The organism is Marinomonas algicola (assembly GCF_014805825.1).
GTDB classification, from domain to species: Bacteria; Pseudomonadota; Gammaproteobacteria; order Pseudomonadales; family Marinomonadaceae; genus Marinomonas; species Marinomonas algicola.
In genome coordinates this window covers 3,528,210-3,543,221 of the sequence record NZ_CP061941.1, presented here as the reverse complement: position 1 = coordinate 3,543,221, position 15,012 = coordinate 3,528,210, and the positions used below count along the sequence as shown (strand labels likewise).

At 42.4% G+C, this 15,012-nt stretch carries 13 protein-coding genes; 4 read left to right on the top strand and 9 right to left on the bottom strand.

What is annotated here, in order from left to right; translation table 11 throughout:
• Positions 1–4: 4 nt before the first annotated feature.
• The 5 genes from apaG to IEZ33_RS16170 are packed head-to-tail and all read right to left on the bottom strand — an operon-like array spanning position 5 to position 5,743.
• Positions 5–376 carry a Co2+/Mg2+ efflux protein ApaG gene (apaG, locus tag IEZ33_RS16190; RefSeq protein ID WP_191601049.1) on the bottom strand — a complete coding sequence of 124 codons (372 nt, stop codon included), beginning with the start codon at positions 374–376 and terminating at the stop codon, positions 5–7.
• Between the two features lies 1 nt (position 377).
• Positions 378–1,175: a 16S rRNA (adenine(1518)-N(6)/adenine(1519)-N(6))-dimethyltransferase RsmA gene (gene rsmA / locus IEZ33_RS16185; protein ID WP_191601048.1), complete on the bottom strand. Its 798-nt coding sequence runs from the start codon at positions 1,173–1,175 to the stop codon at positions 378–380.
• Positions 1,176–2,171 carry a 4-hydroxythreonine-4-phosphate dehydrogenase PdxA gene (pdxA, locus tag IEZ33_RS16180; RefSeq protein WP_191601047.1) on the bottom strand — a complete coding sequence of 332 codons (996 nt, stop codon included), beginning with the start codon at positions 2,169–2,171 and terminating at the stop codon, positions 1,176–1,178. It lies immediately after the preceding gene.
• A 39-nt stretch (positions 2,172–2,210) separates the two neighbouring features.
• On the bottom strand, positions 2,211–3,458 hold the full coding sequence (locus tag IEZ33_RS16175; protein ID WP_191601046.1) for a peptidylprolyl isomerase: 1,248 nt from the start codon (positions 3,456–3,458) through the stop codon (positions 2,211–2,213).
• A 2-nt stretch (positions 3,459–3,460) separates the two neighbouring features.
• Complete coding sequence (locus IEZ33_RS16170) at positions 3,461–5,743, bottom strand: LPS-assembly protein LptD (RefSeq protein WP_191601045.1); 2,283 nt, start codon at positions 5,741–5,743, stop codon at positions 3,461–3,463.
• Between the two features lie 93 nt (positions 5,744–5,836).
• Between IEZ33_RS16170 and djlA the strand changes: the two genes are divergently transcribed.
• Positions 5,837–6,625, top strand: a complete 789-nt coding sequence (djlA, locus tag IEZ33_RS16165) for a co-chaperone DjlA (protein ID WP_191601044.1) — start codon at positions 5,837–5,839, stop codon at positions 6,623–6,625.
• 19 nt (positions 6,626–6,644) lie between these two features.
• Here the strand turns inward: djlA and IEZ33_RS16160 are convergent, their stop codons facing one another.
• Positions 6,645–7,670, bottom strand: a complete 1,026-nt coding sequence (locus tag IEZ33_RS16160; protein WP_191601043.1) for a DUF3530 family protein — start codon at positions 7,668–7,670, stop codon at positions 6,645–6,647.
• A gap of 68 nt (positions 7,671–7,738) precedes the next feature.
• Between IEZ33_RS16160 and rpe the strand changes: the two genes are divergently transcribed.
• Together rpe and IEZ33_RS16150 are read left to right on the top strand one after the other, a co-directional pair.
• Positions 7,739–8,413, top strand: a complete 675-nt coding sequence (rpe, locus tag IEZ33_RS16155) for a ribulose-phosphate 3-epimerase (RefSeq protein ID WP_191601042.1) — start codon at positions 7,739–7,741, stop codon at positions 8,411–8,413.
• A complete protein-coding gene (locus tag IEZ33_RS16150) occupies positions 8,410–9,090 on the top strand; it encodes a phosphoglycolate phosphatase (RefSeq protein ID WP_191601041.1) in 681 nt (226 codons plus the stop codon). Before rpe ends, IEZ33_RS16150 begins: the two co-directional genes overlap by 4 nt.
• A 101-nt stretch (positions 9,091–9,191) precedes the next feature.
• Here the strand turns inward: IEZ33_RS16150 and IEZ33_RS16145 are convergent, their stop codons facing one another.
• The 3 genes from IEZ33_RS16145 to IEZ33_RS16135 all read right to left on the bottom strand — a co-directional run bounded on the left by IEZ33_RS16145 (position 9,192) and on the right by IEZ33_RS16135 (position 13,848).
• Positions 9,192–10,334, bottom strand: coding sequence for a mechanosensitive ion channel family protein (locus IEZ33_RS16145; RefSeq protein WP_191601040.1), 1,143 nt, complete (start codon positions 10,332–10,334; stop codon positions 9,192–9,194).
• 32 nt (positions 10,335–10,366) lie between these two features.
• Positions 10,367–11,698 carry a magnesium transporter gene (gene mgtE / locus IEZ33_RS16140; RefSeq protein ID WP_191601039.1) on the bottom strand — a complete coding sequence of 444 codons (1,332 nt, stop codon included), beginning with the start codon at positions 11,696–11,698 and terminating at the stop codon, positions 10,367–10,369.
• A 437-nt stretch (positions 11,699–12,135) separates the two neighbouring features.
• Complete coding sequence (locus IEZ33_RS16135) at positions 12,136–13,848, bottom strand: potassium/proton antiporter (protein WP_191601038.1); 1,713 nt, start codon at positions 13,846–13,848, stop codon at positions 12,136–12,138.
• 460 nt (positions 13,849–14,308) lie between these two features.
• On the opposite strand from IEZ33_RS16135, the gene IEZ33_RS16130 reads away from it, so the two are divergent.
• A complete protein-coding gene (locus IEZ33_RS16130) occupies positions 14,309–14,890 on the top strand; it encodes an anthranilate synthase component II (protein ID WP_191601037.1) in 582 nt (193 codons plus the stop codon).
• Positions 14,891–15,012 lie beyond the last annotated feature (122 nt).

Genomic DNA, 15,012 nt, shown 5'->3' with positions numbered 1-15,012 from the left:
CCTCTTAATGTACTTGATTCGGTACCGCAAGAGTAAATGGAGGTATTTCCGCTAAAAACTCTGTGCCGTCATCAGAGATCATTTGGTAGCGGCCCTGCATTGTGCCTACCATAGTATTCAAAATAGCGCCGCTGCTGTATTGGAAGCTCTCACCTGGTTGTAATAAAGGCGTTTCTCCAACAACCCCCGGGCCTTTTACTTCTTGTACTTGTTCATTACCATCGGTAATAATCCAATGTCTTGAGAGCAGCTTCGCGGCTTGCTGACCTTGGTTTTTTATAGTGATGTGATAAGCAAATACAAAACGTAAATCTTCAGGTAAAGACTGCTCTTCTATGTAGTTCGAAACGACATCGACAGTAACCTTGTGGGTCATTCTACAGTCCTTTTTGTTCTAAATGGTTGCAAATACGAACATAATCACCAACGTCCAATCGTTCTGGCCTAAGTGTAGGATCAATGTTCAGAGTGTCAAAATCTTGATCGTCTAAGACGCCCTTGAAATTGTTTCTCAGCGTTTTTCTACGTTGTTGAAAACCGGTTCTTACTGTGGTTTCAAGGAGTTCGATGTTATTGGCAAAGTGAGGTAAATCTTTATATGGCGTCATTCTCACGATCGCAGAGTCCACTTTTGGCGGTGGGTCAAACGATTCTGGGCCGACAATAAAAAGCGCTTCAACTTGGCAATAATATTGCGTCATAACACTTAGGCGGCCATATAAACTATCACCTGGTCTGGCGGCTAAGCGGTCCACGACCTCTTTTTGCAGCATAAAATGCATGTCTTCAATGACATTAGCTTGGCTTAATAAGTGGAAAATAAGGGGAGTCGAAATGTTATAAGGCAGATTGCCTACAACACGAATAGGGCCGTCCGCCGCCAATGAAGAAAAATCAAACTTCATGGCATCCGCTTCATGTACTCTAAGGTCAGGAAAACGAAACAGATTCACTTTCAATATCGGTATTAAGTCGCGGTCTAATTCCACCACGTCCATTTCTTTGGTAACACTGATAATGCCTTCTGTTAACGCGCCTTTACCAGGCCCAATTTCGACCAGTCTTTGGCCTTCTTTTGGCGCGATACAGGCAACAATCCTGCGAATGACGCCATAATCATGTAGGAAGTTTTGTCCGAATCGTTTTCTTGCTTTATGTGCTTGTGGTTTGCTCATTTAGGAAACTTTTTTTGAGTTATTGGCCATATCAATGGCGTAATTAATAGCAACTTCTAAGCTGCCATGATTTGCGTTTCCGCTGCCAGCAAGATCGAGTGCTGTTCCATGATCAACGGAGGTTCGTATAATGGGTAACCCCAATGTAATGTTTACGGCATTACCAAACCCTTGGTATTTTAACACAGGTAATCCTTGGTCGTGATACATTGCAAGAACGCAGTCGCAACTCTCTAAATGCTTTGGCGTAAACAAGGTGTCAGCGGGTAATGGGCCAACTAAATCCATGCCTTCTTTACGGAGGCGTTCTAATGTCGGTGTAATGATTTCAATTTCTTCATGTCCTAAATGCCCCTCTTCACCTGCATGAGGATTCAGACCACAGACTAAGATTTTTGGGTTAGCTAATGCAAATTTCTCAACCAGTTCTGTATGCAGTGCATGAATTACTTGCGTTAAACTGTCTTGTGTAATGGCATCGGCAACGTCTCTTAACGGTAAATGTGTCGTTGCCAGTGCGACCCGCAATGACGGTGTTGCGAGCATCATGACCACTTGATCAGATTGGGTTAATTGTTGAAAAAACTCGGTATGACCACTGAAATGCACTCCCGTTTCACAGAGAATACCCTTGTGAACTGGAGGCGTGACGATAGCGTCGAACTTTCCATTAATGCAGCCTTCTCCCGCGACTTTGAGTGTTTCTAGTACATAAGGGGCATTAGTAACATCCAGTACCCCTGGGGTAACAGTCTTTTTCAGTGGTATGCGTTGTACATATATATGGCCACCGGAATGCTTAGGTAAAGTCGTTACATCTTCAACTACCTGTATGTTCGCATTGAGACCAAGCTGCTTTGCTCTGGCCTCCAACAAATCTGGGTCCGCCAAGACGATGAGCCTTCCCATGAAGGTTTTTTGTAAGCCACTGAGGATAATATCAGGGCCGATACCAGCAGGTTCGCCAGAAGTAATCGCAATAATCGGTAATGTCATCTAAAAGACCCTATTAAGTACTCGTACAAAGTGTGTGCATTATTTTATGTCGATAAATGCCTGACTTTTTAATTCATCAAGCCAATTACTTAATACTAGGTCTTGTTTTTGAGCGATAAGAGCACGTTCCGCATTCTCTTTTTTGACTTTATCACTTACATCAGCACTACGGCGACCGTCAACTTGAACGATATGCCAGCCGAAGTTAGTGCGAAAAGGACGGCTGAACCGACCAACAAACGTTTGATTCATGGTTTGTTCGAATGGCGGTACCATTGCTCCAGGAGCGACCCAGTCTAGGTCACCACCTTTTAGCGCGGAGCCTTCATCTTCACTGTATTCTTTTGCTAGGGTCGCAAAATCTTCACCTTTTTCTAGGCGTCTATATAAGTTCTCTGCAAACTCTTGGGCCTGGCTGACACTGCGAATGGCGTTGGGCTTAATCAGAATGTGCCTTGCTTTCGTTTGTTTTTGCAATTCAACATCAGAGACTCTTTTATCGACTACCCATAATAAATGAAATCCCGCATTACTTTGAATTGGGCCATAAAAGGGACCGTATCCAGTAGAAAGGGCTCTGACAAATAATGACGGCAGTTCATTGGTAGGTCGCCATCCTAAATCGCCACCTTGAACGGCCGCCGAGCCATCTGATTGACTAATGGCCAAACGGATAAAATCCTCTTCAGTTTGAATGACAGACGCAATCTCTTTGATTTTTTCTTCCGCCTTAACGGTGTCTTTTGAACGCACCAATAAATGTCTCAGATGCACTTCGTCTTTTGACTGCGCCAAACTTTCTGGGGAGTTAAGGAAGTCATCAATTTCAAGGTCTGTAATGGTAATGCGTTCTTTGATGACTTGTCTTTTGATATTAGTCATTAATATTTCGTTTTCAATTTGAGTACGATAACGGTTGTATTCTATGCCTTGTTGTTGCAAAGCTTGTTTAAAACCGACTAAATCCGTTCTCATTTTACTGGCCACGCTAAGTATGGCACGGTCAACATCGGCTGGGCTAACGCGAATCCCGGCTCTGTTGGCATAATTAGATTGCACATACTCATCAATCATTGACGTGAGTATTTGTCGGCGAATGTCGGCATTATAAATACCGTTTGGTACTCTTTCTCTAATAATGCGAAAGCGAGTTTCGATATCACTTTCTAAGATCGCTTCAGAGTTAACGATGGCGGCAATACCATCAATTTTTTGAGGTGCCGCAAAACTTGTTTGAAAAGGCGTTAAAAAGAGTAAAGTGCCTAAAATAGGGAGTATTTTTTTCATGTTTAATATCCGGTTTTTCCATCGTTCCAGTACTCAGAGGCGATATTATCAGTGCTACTAGCACTGCCAACGCCACTTAAACTGCGTAAAATAAATTGTAAATAGATGCCTTCATCAAATTGATTATCGTCATCTCTAGTGAGCTGGTAGCTAAATGAAAGCTTTAAACAGCAGTTTTCAAAGCCAAAGCCCGCTACTTTCTTAGTGTCTTCATGTTCCACCCAGTCATAAGTGTGTTGATAAAGAAAATGCCAATTATCATCTAAAGGAACAATAGTCTGGAAATCCAGTTGTTCTAAATCGGTATCACGGGTCTTTTTATCGACTGTTTTTAAATAACTGCTTTTTACAACAACCCCACTGTCCGATCTCAATTGCATAGAAAGCTGCCCAAGATCCAATAAGTTAATGTTTGGGTCATAGTTTACATTCGCTGTGATACTTAAGCTGTTAGCCTCTTTATAAGAAATTGCACTTAAAAGGGAACTGGTGTTATTTTTGTTGATATCACTGGTTGATGAGCCATCGACATCAATTTCTCTGTCTGCTAAATATAAAATCTGGCCTAATTTAAATCCCCATCGTTCCTGATTATTTGAGTCAAAAACATAGCTTTCAAGCCCTAGTGTAACTTGTTCTGTATCTCCCACTCTATCATTACCACTAAAACGCTTATGAGAAAAGGCATTGTCATAGAGTAAAACAGGCTCACTGGTATCAAAATTAGGCAGATTATCCTGGTTTTTAAAGGGTGCGTTTAAATAACTTATTTTAGGTTCAAGAGTTTGAGTCCAGTTTTTGTTATCGACAATAAAGCGCCGATCAAAGGCCATGTTTGCATCCACATAATGTGAAATGTGATTGATTCCTTCCGAGCTATTTGAACGACCGTCATAGCGATTCAAATCGTAAGCACGAAACTGTTGTAACATTCCTGGTGACAAGGAGCCCCACTGATTCTGAAAGTTAAGAGCGATCGATTGATTTAACGCAAACCGTTGGCCGTCAGTTTGGTTTTCATCTGGGTCGTAAAAATCCGTGTATTGCGCCGTTGGTTTATAGTCTAACAGGGTATTTGAATAGCGATAGGAGGTATCGAACCTAGGACGCCATTCAAAGGGTTGATCAATGCTATCAAGTGGTGTTTGATAGGTTTTTATAGCCGCAGTTGCTGTGAGGTTTCCTTCATTGAAGTTAACGTATGCTTGTCTTTGATAATTATCTTTATCCGATAAATTAATGCTGGTTTGAGATGGAAAGTCGTTGTCGGCATTGACTTGTTCTAGAATAATACCCGCCGTAAATTGATCATTGATTGTTTGTGTTGAAGTCAATTTTCGGGCCGTTTGACGGCCGTCTTTTTGATGAAAAAAGTCACTTTCTTCGTATTGTGTTAAGCCGTTTCTCGATAAGTGTCGAAGCTCAATATCGAGGCCTTCACCTTCATTTTCAATAAAGTGGGGCGTGATTGTCGCATCGTAGTTAGGTGCAATATTCCAATAGAAGGGCGCAGAAAATCCAATGCCTTTACTGTTTGAGTAACTGAAGTCTGGAAATAAAAAACCAGTATGCCGCTCATTGTCTAGAGGAAAGCGTAACCAAGGTATATAGAAAATAGGGAAGTCACTTACCTTAATTTGCACATGCTTTGCTGTACCAAACCCCGTATTGGGGTTCAGTACGATAGACGATCCGAACAGTTTCCAGCTGCCACTATTTGGCTCGCAGGTCGTGTAGAAACCTTCTTCAATGAAAATAACGCCCTCAGAGTCTTTAATTAAGCGCTCAGCTTGCCCGTGCGAACCAGAGCTATGACGTAAAAAACGGGCTTTCTCAAAGCGTGTCTCTAAATTGGTTTCAGGGTCCGCCAAAAAGGTTTTCTGGCTGCGAATCAGTTGGCCTTTTGAGCGTAGCTCTACGTCACCTTCGGCTTGGTAATATACGCCTTTTTTACCTAGGATGTTTTCTGCTTTTAATGACTGTTGAGGCTGGATAAGTTCGGCCGCACCCTCTAAATATAAAGTGCCATCCGGTGTCTTATAGATTAGATCTGCACTTAAGTTTGTATTGCCGTTGTGACTGCTTTGCCAAGCATCAATATATTGGCCTCGGCAATATTGCTTGACGGTGGATCTTTGTTCTTGAGTTAATGCCTCTGTTGGCAACCAGTCCCATTCAGCACCATTAACATGAGGGATAATGAAAAGACCTTGAAAAATTAACGCACAAGCGGGAATAAATCGACTGATGCACGGTATACTAATATTTTGCGGTAGATAGCCCATTAATGGTGTAATTCCCTTATTGGGGTTAATAAATAACTAAATGATAATCTAACCAAGCCTATGTGGGCTACCGATTACTGGAGAAAATTTCGCATGTGGAAAATAGTTGGCGCTGTAATAGGGTATTTATGGCTTGGTGTTTTTGGTTTGATTGGAGGTTTAATCATTGGCCATACGGCTGATCGTACACGTCGTCCTATGATATTTCATACAAGAGCCAGTAGAGAAAACCTTAAACAACAGCAATCCGTCTTCTTTCAGACACTGTTCTTGTTAATGGGTAGACTGGCCAAAGTGGATGGTCATGTCTCTTCATCAGAGATTCAAATTGCAGAAGCCATTATGCAAAGAATGGGATTGTCTTCCTTGGCTCAACAGGAAGCAAAACGGTTATTTAATGAAGGTAGATCGGCTAACTTTGATTTAGTAGGGGTGTTGAATCACTTCCAACAAATTATGGGGCCGAATAGTGTTTTGACTCGACAGCTTATCGAGGTTTTATTGGTTTGCTCATATGCTGACGGCCACTTCAGCGTAGAAGAAAAATCGTTTGTATCACAAGTCTGTGCTCATTTAGGGATTAGTGTGGCGGAATTTGAAGCTTTACATATTCAAATTAAACAGCAAGCGCAATTTAATCAAGGACGAGCGAATGGCCAAACAAGCGATACCGATTTGTTGAAGTCGGCTTATGAAGCATTGGGCGTAACAGCGGATATGACGGATGCGGAAATTAAAAAAGCCTACCGTAAATTAATGAGTAAAAACCATCCTGACAAACTGGCCGCTCAAGGGTTACCTGAAGAGATGCTGACGCTGGCTAAACAGCGTACACAAGAAATTCAATCGGCGTATGAGCTTATTAAAAAAGCCCGCAAATAATCACAGTCGATCGGACCCTTTACACTCCTTCATCTTGTAAAGGGTCTTCACTAAAGAGGCTTTTATTCACCTTTGGTAAAGGTCTCGTTTGATCTGATTGATGGGTATTCTGTTTCAAAAAACCCCAAACTCGTTGCGTCAGTCGCTTTTCTCCGAGTGCGCCATAGCGCCTGTTTTTCGGCGCTTTTATTTGTATGTAAGCATCTGATTTTGAGACTCTTTTTTTAGATGCTGATAATCGATATTGCGCAAATCGATTGTTTTTATCGTGCGTGTCAAAATAATAATCCAATACGGGTAAACGGACCACCTCGATTAACTCTGCAATTTCATAATCGCTAAAAGGCGTCGGAGAAACAGGCTCAATTAACAGTAGCGCACTGCCTGATATAGCGTTATCGACCGCATACTTTAATGCGTATGCGCCACCTGAGCCATGCCCCAGAAAAACCAATCGGTTGTAACCTTTTTCTTGTAAATGTTGCCTAGCTAGCTCAATTCGGTTAAAAACAATCTCTTCATTAGGCAGTGTTTTTTCTCCCTCCTGGGGTTGTGTGCTTGTATTTTCGTCTGAGTTTCCAGTGGCGTTCTCTCTGTTTGGTAAAGAAGGCAGCTCAAAACGCTTTGTGGTATCGGGTATTTCGATAGATAAGGTGCACCAACTGTTATCAATCAAACTGTTGCGGATGGGGCTGATGACTTGTGGCCAATCAGGGTGTTCATTATTACCGTGTAGTAAAAGTATGCAGCCTTGTGGGTCTCCTGTTGTCGACTCTCGAAAAAGGCCTAAAAACGCATCGTTAGGAGATTCAATGGTTTCGATTTCATGCGCTCTGTTGATTGAAATTGACGCAATTAAGGCGTTAATTCGCTGCGCCTGTGGGCTGGCAAGATCAATCGCCTCACGAGTACCACCGGTTGCGGCACTCTGAGCGGGTGGTGTTTCGGTTTCATCATCTTCAGCCGCTAGAGTCGTCAAAGAAAGAATCAGACCCGTAGCAAAGGTGATTAACTGGAAAAAGCCACGTTTTTTAATCGCTATCATAAATACTTATCTTACTTGCCTTGTTAGAATATGGATAATTTTAGCCCAATCTGATCACGGAGTTTACTATGAACGATTTTTTTATCGCGCCTTCTATTTTGGCCGCCGATTTTGCTCGACTTGGTGACGAAGTTGACCAAGTATTAGCCGCAGGGGCGGACATTATTCATTTTGATGTAATGGATAATCATTACGTACCCAATTTAACGATTGGACCTATGGTCTGTAAAGCGCTTCGTAAGCATGGGGTAACCGCAGAGATCGATGTTCATCTTATGGTAAAGCCAGTTGATAGCATGATAACGGACTTTTTGGCTGCAGGAGCAAGTTATATTACCTTTCACCCTGAAGCGTCTGAACACATCGACCGCTCATTGCAATTAATACGCGACGCTGGCTGTAAAGCCGGTCTAGTGTTTAATCCTGCAACGCCTCTGCATCATATGAAACATGTTATGGATAAGCTAGACATTGTCATGTTGATGTCGGTTAACCCAGGGTTTGGTGGTCAAAAGTTTATTCCAGAAACCTTGGAAAAACTAAAAGAAGCGAGAGCATTGATTGACGCAAGTGGTTACAACATTCGTCTAGAGGTTGATGGTGGTGTAACGCAAGACAATATAGCTGAGATCGCTGCGGCAGGAGCCGATACCTTTGTCGCTGGATCAGCAATTTTTGGTAAGCCAGATTACAAACAGGCCATCGATTCCATGCGATCCTCTTTAAAAACGGTGCGCGCATGAGAGTGCCGAATAAACTAAATGAATGGTTTGACGATTGGCCTGAACTTGTCTGTCTAGACCTTGATGGAACGTTAATAGACAGTGTGCCTGACTTGGCTCAAGCGGTCGATCACGCCTTGCTGCAAGCGGGGGCAAATCCGGCTGGTGAAGACCGAGTGCGTACATGGGTTGGATTTGGTGCCGCAAAATTGATAGAGCAAGCTATGCAGTGGGCCGATCTTCCCAACGAGTTGGCCGAGAATTGTTATCGAGATTTCTTATTGTATTATCGTGACCACTTAACAGAAAAAACCACGTTATACCCTAATGTGGTGCAACTGTTAAAAGCCTTTAAACGTGCAGGCATCCCAATGGCTCTGGTCACGAACAAACCCAGTGTATTTGTCCAGCCAATATTAGAGCACTTTGCAATCAGTGAGTATTTTTCTTGGCAGCTTGGTGGTGATACCTTAGAAGAAAAGAAACCTTCACCTATGCCATTATTGCATTGTTGTGAAACGGTTGAGGCCGACCCTAAAAACTGTCTTATGATAGGCGATTCCATTACCGATCACAGGGCGGCAACGGCAGCAGGTTTCAAAAGCATGTTGCTAACCTATGGCTATAATCAAGGAATTGATTTGCTCTCCTTGGGCGCTGATCTGGTTGCAGATGATTTGACTGAGCTACTCATTTAAACCAGACCCTCCTTAACCATTTGATCGGCACCGTGTTACTGCGTTTGTGGTACGGTGCTTTTGCATTGAATCGCCGCAATCGTGATAGTCATTTGTCGCTATTAAGCTTTATGAATCGATGCCTCTTCGTTCGCTTTCGTTTCGCTCTCTTGTGACAACAGCATGTCTTCTTGCTGTGCTATATGCAAAGTTTGTGTTGGGTAAGCAATCTCAGCGCCATGATCAGTAATGATGTTCATAACACGTAATAAAACATCTTGTTTTACCTTGTGGTAGTGCACCCAGTTAACGGTTTTCGTAAAGGTGTAAATAAAGAAGTCCAGAGACGAAGGGCCAAATTTATTGAAATTAACAATCAGCGTTTGTTTCTCATCAATTTCATCATGTTCTTCTAACATGGTTCTTACGTGTTCAATAATTTTGGCGATGTGACTGGCGTCGTCATAACGAATTCCAATGGTTTCGTATATACGACGATGTGTCATGCGAGATGGGTTCTCAACAGAAATCACTGAAAAAGTAGAGTTAGGTACATAAAGAGGGCGCTTATCAAACGTTCGAATGCGAGTTTGTCTCCAGCCAATATTCTCGACAGTACCTTCAATTTCTTTGTCTGGAGAGCGTACCCAATCACCTACTGAAAATGGACGATCCAAATACACCATTAAGCCGCCAAAAAAATTGGCTAATAGATCCTTTGCAGCAAAACCCACGGCAATACCACCAACACCACCAAACGCCAATACGCCAGAAACACTGTAGCCAAGAGTCTGTAAAATAACCAATAAGCTGGTGATTGCAATGGAAGCACGCAAGAGTTTACTAATGGCTGATGCCGTCGTCAGATCCATTGGCTGTTTCATTTTTTCTGGAGAAACCAGAATGTATTCGCTGTTTTTAACTAAACGAGTAATAAACCAGGTAATAAGAGCAATGACACCCACTTGCCTGATGTTATCAATGACAGTAACCATCTGTGGGGCTAATTCTTTTTCGGAAATCTCAAACGCAAGTGCAAAGCCAATGAGCCAAATGGCCGATGTGAAAGGCTTATGCGCGGCATTCAGAATGGCGTTGTCCCAATAGGTCTTAGTGCGTTCTAATTGTTTGTCGATACGAAGAAATAATCGATTAATGATAAAGTTTAAAATTAGGGTAACAGAGACAATAAAAAAGATTTTGGTAATCCAGTTTACTTGACTCTGCCCTAAACCAACCAGTTCTTGTAAGGTATCCCAAGTCATTTTATTACCTTCAATAATTAACGCGATTTATCTTAGATTAAAAACAAGGTTCCTAAGCCTAGGAAGGCAACAAAACCAACAATATCAGTGACGGTGGTAAGTATCACGGAACCAGACAAAGCAGGGTCTAATTTGAGCTTGTCTAATAGTACCGGAATCAGCACACCTGACAGTGCCGCCATAATAATATTCACAACAATCGCCATCCCGATGACGCATCCTAGGGCAAAACTTTCAAACCACCAAGCGGAAATGATACCAATGACAATAGCCCAAACAAATCCATTTAAACCACCAACACGTAACTCTTTGTCTAACAATGAAAATAAGTTGCTACGGGTTATTTGACCTAAGGCGAGACCACGTACAATAAGCGTTAATGTCTGGCTTCCGGCGATACCTCCCATAGACGCCACAACAGGCATAAGAACAGCAAGTGCGACTACTTGTTGTAATGTGGCCTCAAAAATACCGATGAAAGCAGACGCCAAGAAAGCCGTTAATAAATTGATACCGAGCCATAAACCACGAGTTCGAGCACTGCGTTTTACAGGGGCAAAAAGGTCAGACTCTTCGTTCAAACCAGCTGTAGACATTAACTGACCTTCAGACGTTTCTCGTAAAATCTCCATCGCCGAACCAATGTCAAAGCGCCCAAGTAAGGTCTGATTATCATCCAGTACAGGCAGAGCAATATGCCCAGAGCGTTCAACGGCGTCCGCACTTTTTACGACATCTGTGGCGGCAAGAAGCGAAGGGTAATCCTCTATCATTAGCTCTGAAATTGGTACGTGGGGCTGCGCAGCAATTAAGCTGTGGAATTTCACGCAACCGACCCACCGACCTGTTCGGTTCACTAAATAGATAACATCACTGTATTCTGATACTTCTTTTTTGAGTAAGCGTAACGCTTCGGAGACCTTGATGTTCTGTGACGCAATTAAAATATCGTGGTTAATCCAGTGACCCACCTCATCATCATCATAGGTGTTGGCTTGTTGATAGTATTCTTGTTGTTTCTTGTTCATGCGCTTTAGCGCAATATCAACCAATCGATCAGGCAGAGAGTCGTCAATTTCAAGGAGGTCTTCGGCTTCCATGTCTTTAAAGAGTAAATCAATTCTCTCTTCATCAAGCTCTCTTAAAATCAGAGCTCGGGCCTCTCCTCGTAACTCAACAAAAATATCGAGACGCTCCTCCTCTTTGATGGTGTCCCAAACTTGCATCCGTTGGTCAAGTGGTAAGGACTCTAAAGCAAGCGCAACCTCTTCCGGCTCTAAATCAGATAAGGCTCGGTTAATGTCTTTTTCAGATAGGTCTTCTACAATGAGGGTATCGACCAATTCGGCAACATTATTTTGCATGGTGTGTGCTCCTCATTTGTTTATAATAAAAACGCTTTGCTCCGCATCTCTTCTCTACAGGTTATTATGACGAGAGTCGTCAGTGCAACCTGAACGCCTAAATAAGATATTGTATTAAAAGAAATATTATCACTTTATCGAAGCGACTGAACCTGTTTTTTGTCGAGAGACGACGTCACTATGTTACCGATACCTTATGAAAATGAAGTGACAAAATTAGGTCTGCATAATGAAATTCTTCTAAATAAAAGTCTACGGTTATTGGATGTCTTTAGAAACGTAATTCACTTAAATATAGATTTACTGATAACCTACAGCTGTGTCGAGCTAATTATGAGTGATACAAATGACTCTCGGGTTGTGAGCGCCTCCTACTCCTTCAAATATCATGGGGGAGAAATTCATATCGACCAAAGGCTAAGAGGGGGAAGAAACGGTTAATTTTGCTCTAATCTTGTAAAGCTAACGGTTCCTATCTCTAAGCCTTGCAGAGAGGTAATAGTGAAAACACCCTCTTTTGCTTTGTATTGACGACCCACTTCTAAGACGGGCATCTCTTGTTTTAGAAAAGCAGAAAGTTTGCTGTTATCAACTGCGCCAATTCGAATCCCATAGGCTCTAGCGATATCTTCAAGAGTAGAAGAACCTTTTAAAAATAAGGTGCCGTTAGGCAAGTCTGTTGCAAGATTTGGCTCGATAGTAGAAAAGATGCAATCGACATAATCACGTAATCCAGGCTTAAGCACGATAAATAAATGGTCTTCAGGCAGCAGTTTTGTTGAACCCCTTGGTGGAAATACATCGTCTTGCCTAACGATCATGGCGACAACGGCGCCTTCGGGAAGTGCCAGCTGAAAAACAGTCAAATTGGATACTTTTGAGTTTTCTCCTAGGGTATATCTCACTATGTCAGCATCCACCTCGGCTAGAGCGGCCATTTCTAAAGTAACTGAAGGCGTGGCGGGTGGCGCTTCAATTAAGCCTAATTTTCTTGCCATCCAAGGCAGTGTTGAGCCTTGTAACGTGGCTGAAATTAGCACCACGAAAAATACGACATTAAAAAGAAGCGGGGCCTCAGGAAGTCCAAACAACAAAGGGAAGATGGCCAAAATAATAGGCACTGAGCCACGTAAGCCAACCCAAGCAACCAAACCTATCTCTCGTTTATTAAAACCAAAAAGAGAAAGCAGAGGTGCAACGGCAAGCGGCCTAGCAACAAATACCAAGACTAACGCTATTAATAACCCTTCTTTCCAGACATGAATCAGTGAAGACGGAGTAACGAGTAATCCGAGCATAACAAACATACTGATTTGGCAGAGCCACGCGAGGCCGTCGTGAAATAGGAAAGTGGCGCGTTGATACACAAAGCGGCCATTGCCAATAATCACCCCAGAAATAAAGATGGCTAAGAAACCGCTGCCTCCTAATGTGGCGGCCACACCGAAAGACAGCAAGCCACATGCGGCCACCATAACCGGATACAGCCCTGGTGCTTGTAAGGTGATCTTATTAATTAGCTTTAATGCTGGATAGCCAATGGCCAGGCCCACTAGGCTACCTATCCCCATTTGCTGGACAAAAAGCAATGCCAGTTCAAAACTAGGGGCATTATCCATAGTGATGATCTGTAAAATACCAATAGTGAGGAAAATCGCCATTGGGTCGTTGGACGCACTTTCAATTTCCAGAGTGGATTTCAAGCGAGGACTTAAATGAATGCCGGCCCCGCGCAAAATAGTGAAGACTGCGGCGGCATCTGTTGAGCCAACGATGGCGCCAAGCAAAAAGCCAATAAGCAATGGGAGATCTAGAATATACGCCGCGGCGGTGCCGGTAATACCAGCGGTAATGGCAACGCCGATGGTGGCTAATGCACTAGCGGGTTTCCATACTAGCTTGATTGAAGAAAGAGACGTTTGCAGGCCGCCATCAAAGAGAATCACCGCCAGGGCTAATGTTCCTAATGCATGGGCGGTTTGCACATCATCAAACTGAATTCGGCCAATACCATCTTCCCCCGCTAACATCCCGATCCCAAGGAAAATAACCAATACGGGCAAACCAATACGGGGGGAAAGTTTACTGGAAATGACTCCGGCAAATAAGAGTACAGCGGCAATTAAGATCTGATGATCAATGGCAAACATGCAAAGTCCTTTAATAAAAACACAGTGGGATAAGAATCTCTAATAGCATGGAGTTTGCCATGTAGGAAAGCATTCCTTACCCCGCTAATATCTTGATAAATAGGGGCATTTTAGAGATTTTCAATGACGAATCAGTACTTATACCGGGCTTTAGCGCTCTCATGAGGCGGATTTTTTCAACCTCAGTGTTTTATTTGATGCCTCTTATTATTTTAAACCAGTATAGCGGTTTGTGTTTAACTAGGCACTTTCGATAAGTCATTTTAGAATAGGCTTCTTAGCTCAATCATAAAATAGAGTCATTATTAAGTATGTTAATACCTTTGAAAGTGTACTGGTTTTAAAATGATTTTTTGCTTAAAAAATGAAAAAAAGTACGCAGTTTAGTTTTATTTGTAAAATCTATAGGTATGATCCTGCTTCATAAAAGAATTCACACTAGAAATAAGGCCATGGCTCCATGTTACTGATGATCGACAATTATGACTCTTTTACCTATAACCTGGTTCAGTATCTTCGTGAGCTGGGTAAAGAGGTTGTGATTTATCGAAATGATGAAATTACAGTCGAGGAAATAAGCGCACTTGCTCCTACGCATTTGGTTATTTCTCCAGGGCCTTGCACGCCAAATGAAGCCGGAATTTCACTCGCCGCGATTCAACATTTTGCTGGCAAAATTCCTATTTTAGGTATCTGTTTAGGTCATCAAAGTATTGGCCAAGTGTTTGGTGGAAATGTGATTCGGGCAAAACAAGTCATGCATGGGAAAACCTCTCAGGTTTATCATAATGGCCGCTCTGTATTTACCGGTCTACCGAACCCCCATATTGCAACACGTTATCATTCTTTAGTGGTTGATCAGCAGACATTACCAGATTGTTTAGAAATTACGGCTTGGACACAAGATGACTCAGGAAATATGGATGAAATTATGGGGCTTCGACATACGTCTTTACAGGTCGAAGGCGTGCAATTTCATCCGGAATCCATATTAACTCAATCAGGGCATGCCCTCTTGGCAAACTTTTTAGCGAGAAAGTAACACCGTAAAGTAAGTTCGAATTTTTTGTAAGCCATTATTTTAAAATGTGTTAATATCGCTAGCTTTAATCTGTCTTTATGTTATTGCGCGTCGATGTGTTGGGAGTTCCATAGCCGATAAAA

Bases quoted from the DNA above. Each gene is read 5' to 3' on its own strand.
- IEZ33_RS16150 (WP_191601041.1), top strand. From the start codon at position 8,410: ATGAGAGTGCCGAATAAACTAAATGAATGGTTTGACGATTGGCCTGAA.
- IEZ33_RS16130 (WP_191601037.1), top strand. From the start codon at position 14,309: ATGTTACTGATGATCGACAATTATGACTCTTTTACCTATAACCTGGTT.
- IEZ33_RS16145 (WP_191601040.1), bottom strand. From the start codon at position 10,334: ATGACTTGGGATACCTTACAAGAACTGGTTGGTTTAGGGCAGAGTCAA.
- IEZ33_RS16175 (WP_191601046.1), bottom strand. From the start codon at position 3,458: ATGAAAAAAATACTCCCTATTTTAGGCACTTTACTCTTTTTAACGCCT.
- IEZ33_RS16160 (WP_191601043.1), bottom strand. From the start codon at position 7,670: ATGATAGCGATTAAAAAACGTGGCTTTTTCCAGTTAATCACCTTTGCT.
- rpe (WP_191601042.1), top strand. From the start codon at position 7,739: ATGAACGATTTTTTTATCGCGCCTTCTATTTTGGCCGCCGATTTTGCT.
- mgtE (WP_191601039.1), bottom strand. From the start codon at position 11,698: ATGCAAAATAATGTTGCCGAATTGGTCGATACCCTCATTGTAGAAGAC.
- IEZ33_RS16135 (WP_191601038.1), bottom strand. From the start codon at position 13,848: ATGTTTGCCATTGATCATCAGATCTTAATTGCCGCTGTACTCTTATTT.
- IEZ33_RS16170 (WP_191601045.1), bottom strand. From the start codon at position 5,743: ATGGGCTATCTACCGCAAAATATTAGTATACCGTGCATCAGTCGATTT.
- pdxA (WP_191601047.1), bottom strand. From the start codon at position 2,171: ATGACATTACCGATTATTGCGATTACTTCTGGCGAACCTGCTGGTATC.
- rsmA (WP_191601048.1), bottom strand. From the start codon at position 1,175: ATGAGCAAACCACAAGCACATAAAGCAAGAAAACGATTCGGACAAAAC.
- djlA (WP_191601044.1), top strand. From the start codon at position 5,837: ATGTGGAAAATAGTTGGCGCTGTAATAGGGTATTTATGGCTTGGTGTT.
- apaG (WP_191601049.1), bottom strand. From the start codon at position 376: ATGACCCACAAGGTTACTGTCGATGTCGTTTCGAACTACATAGAAGAG.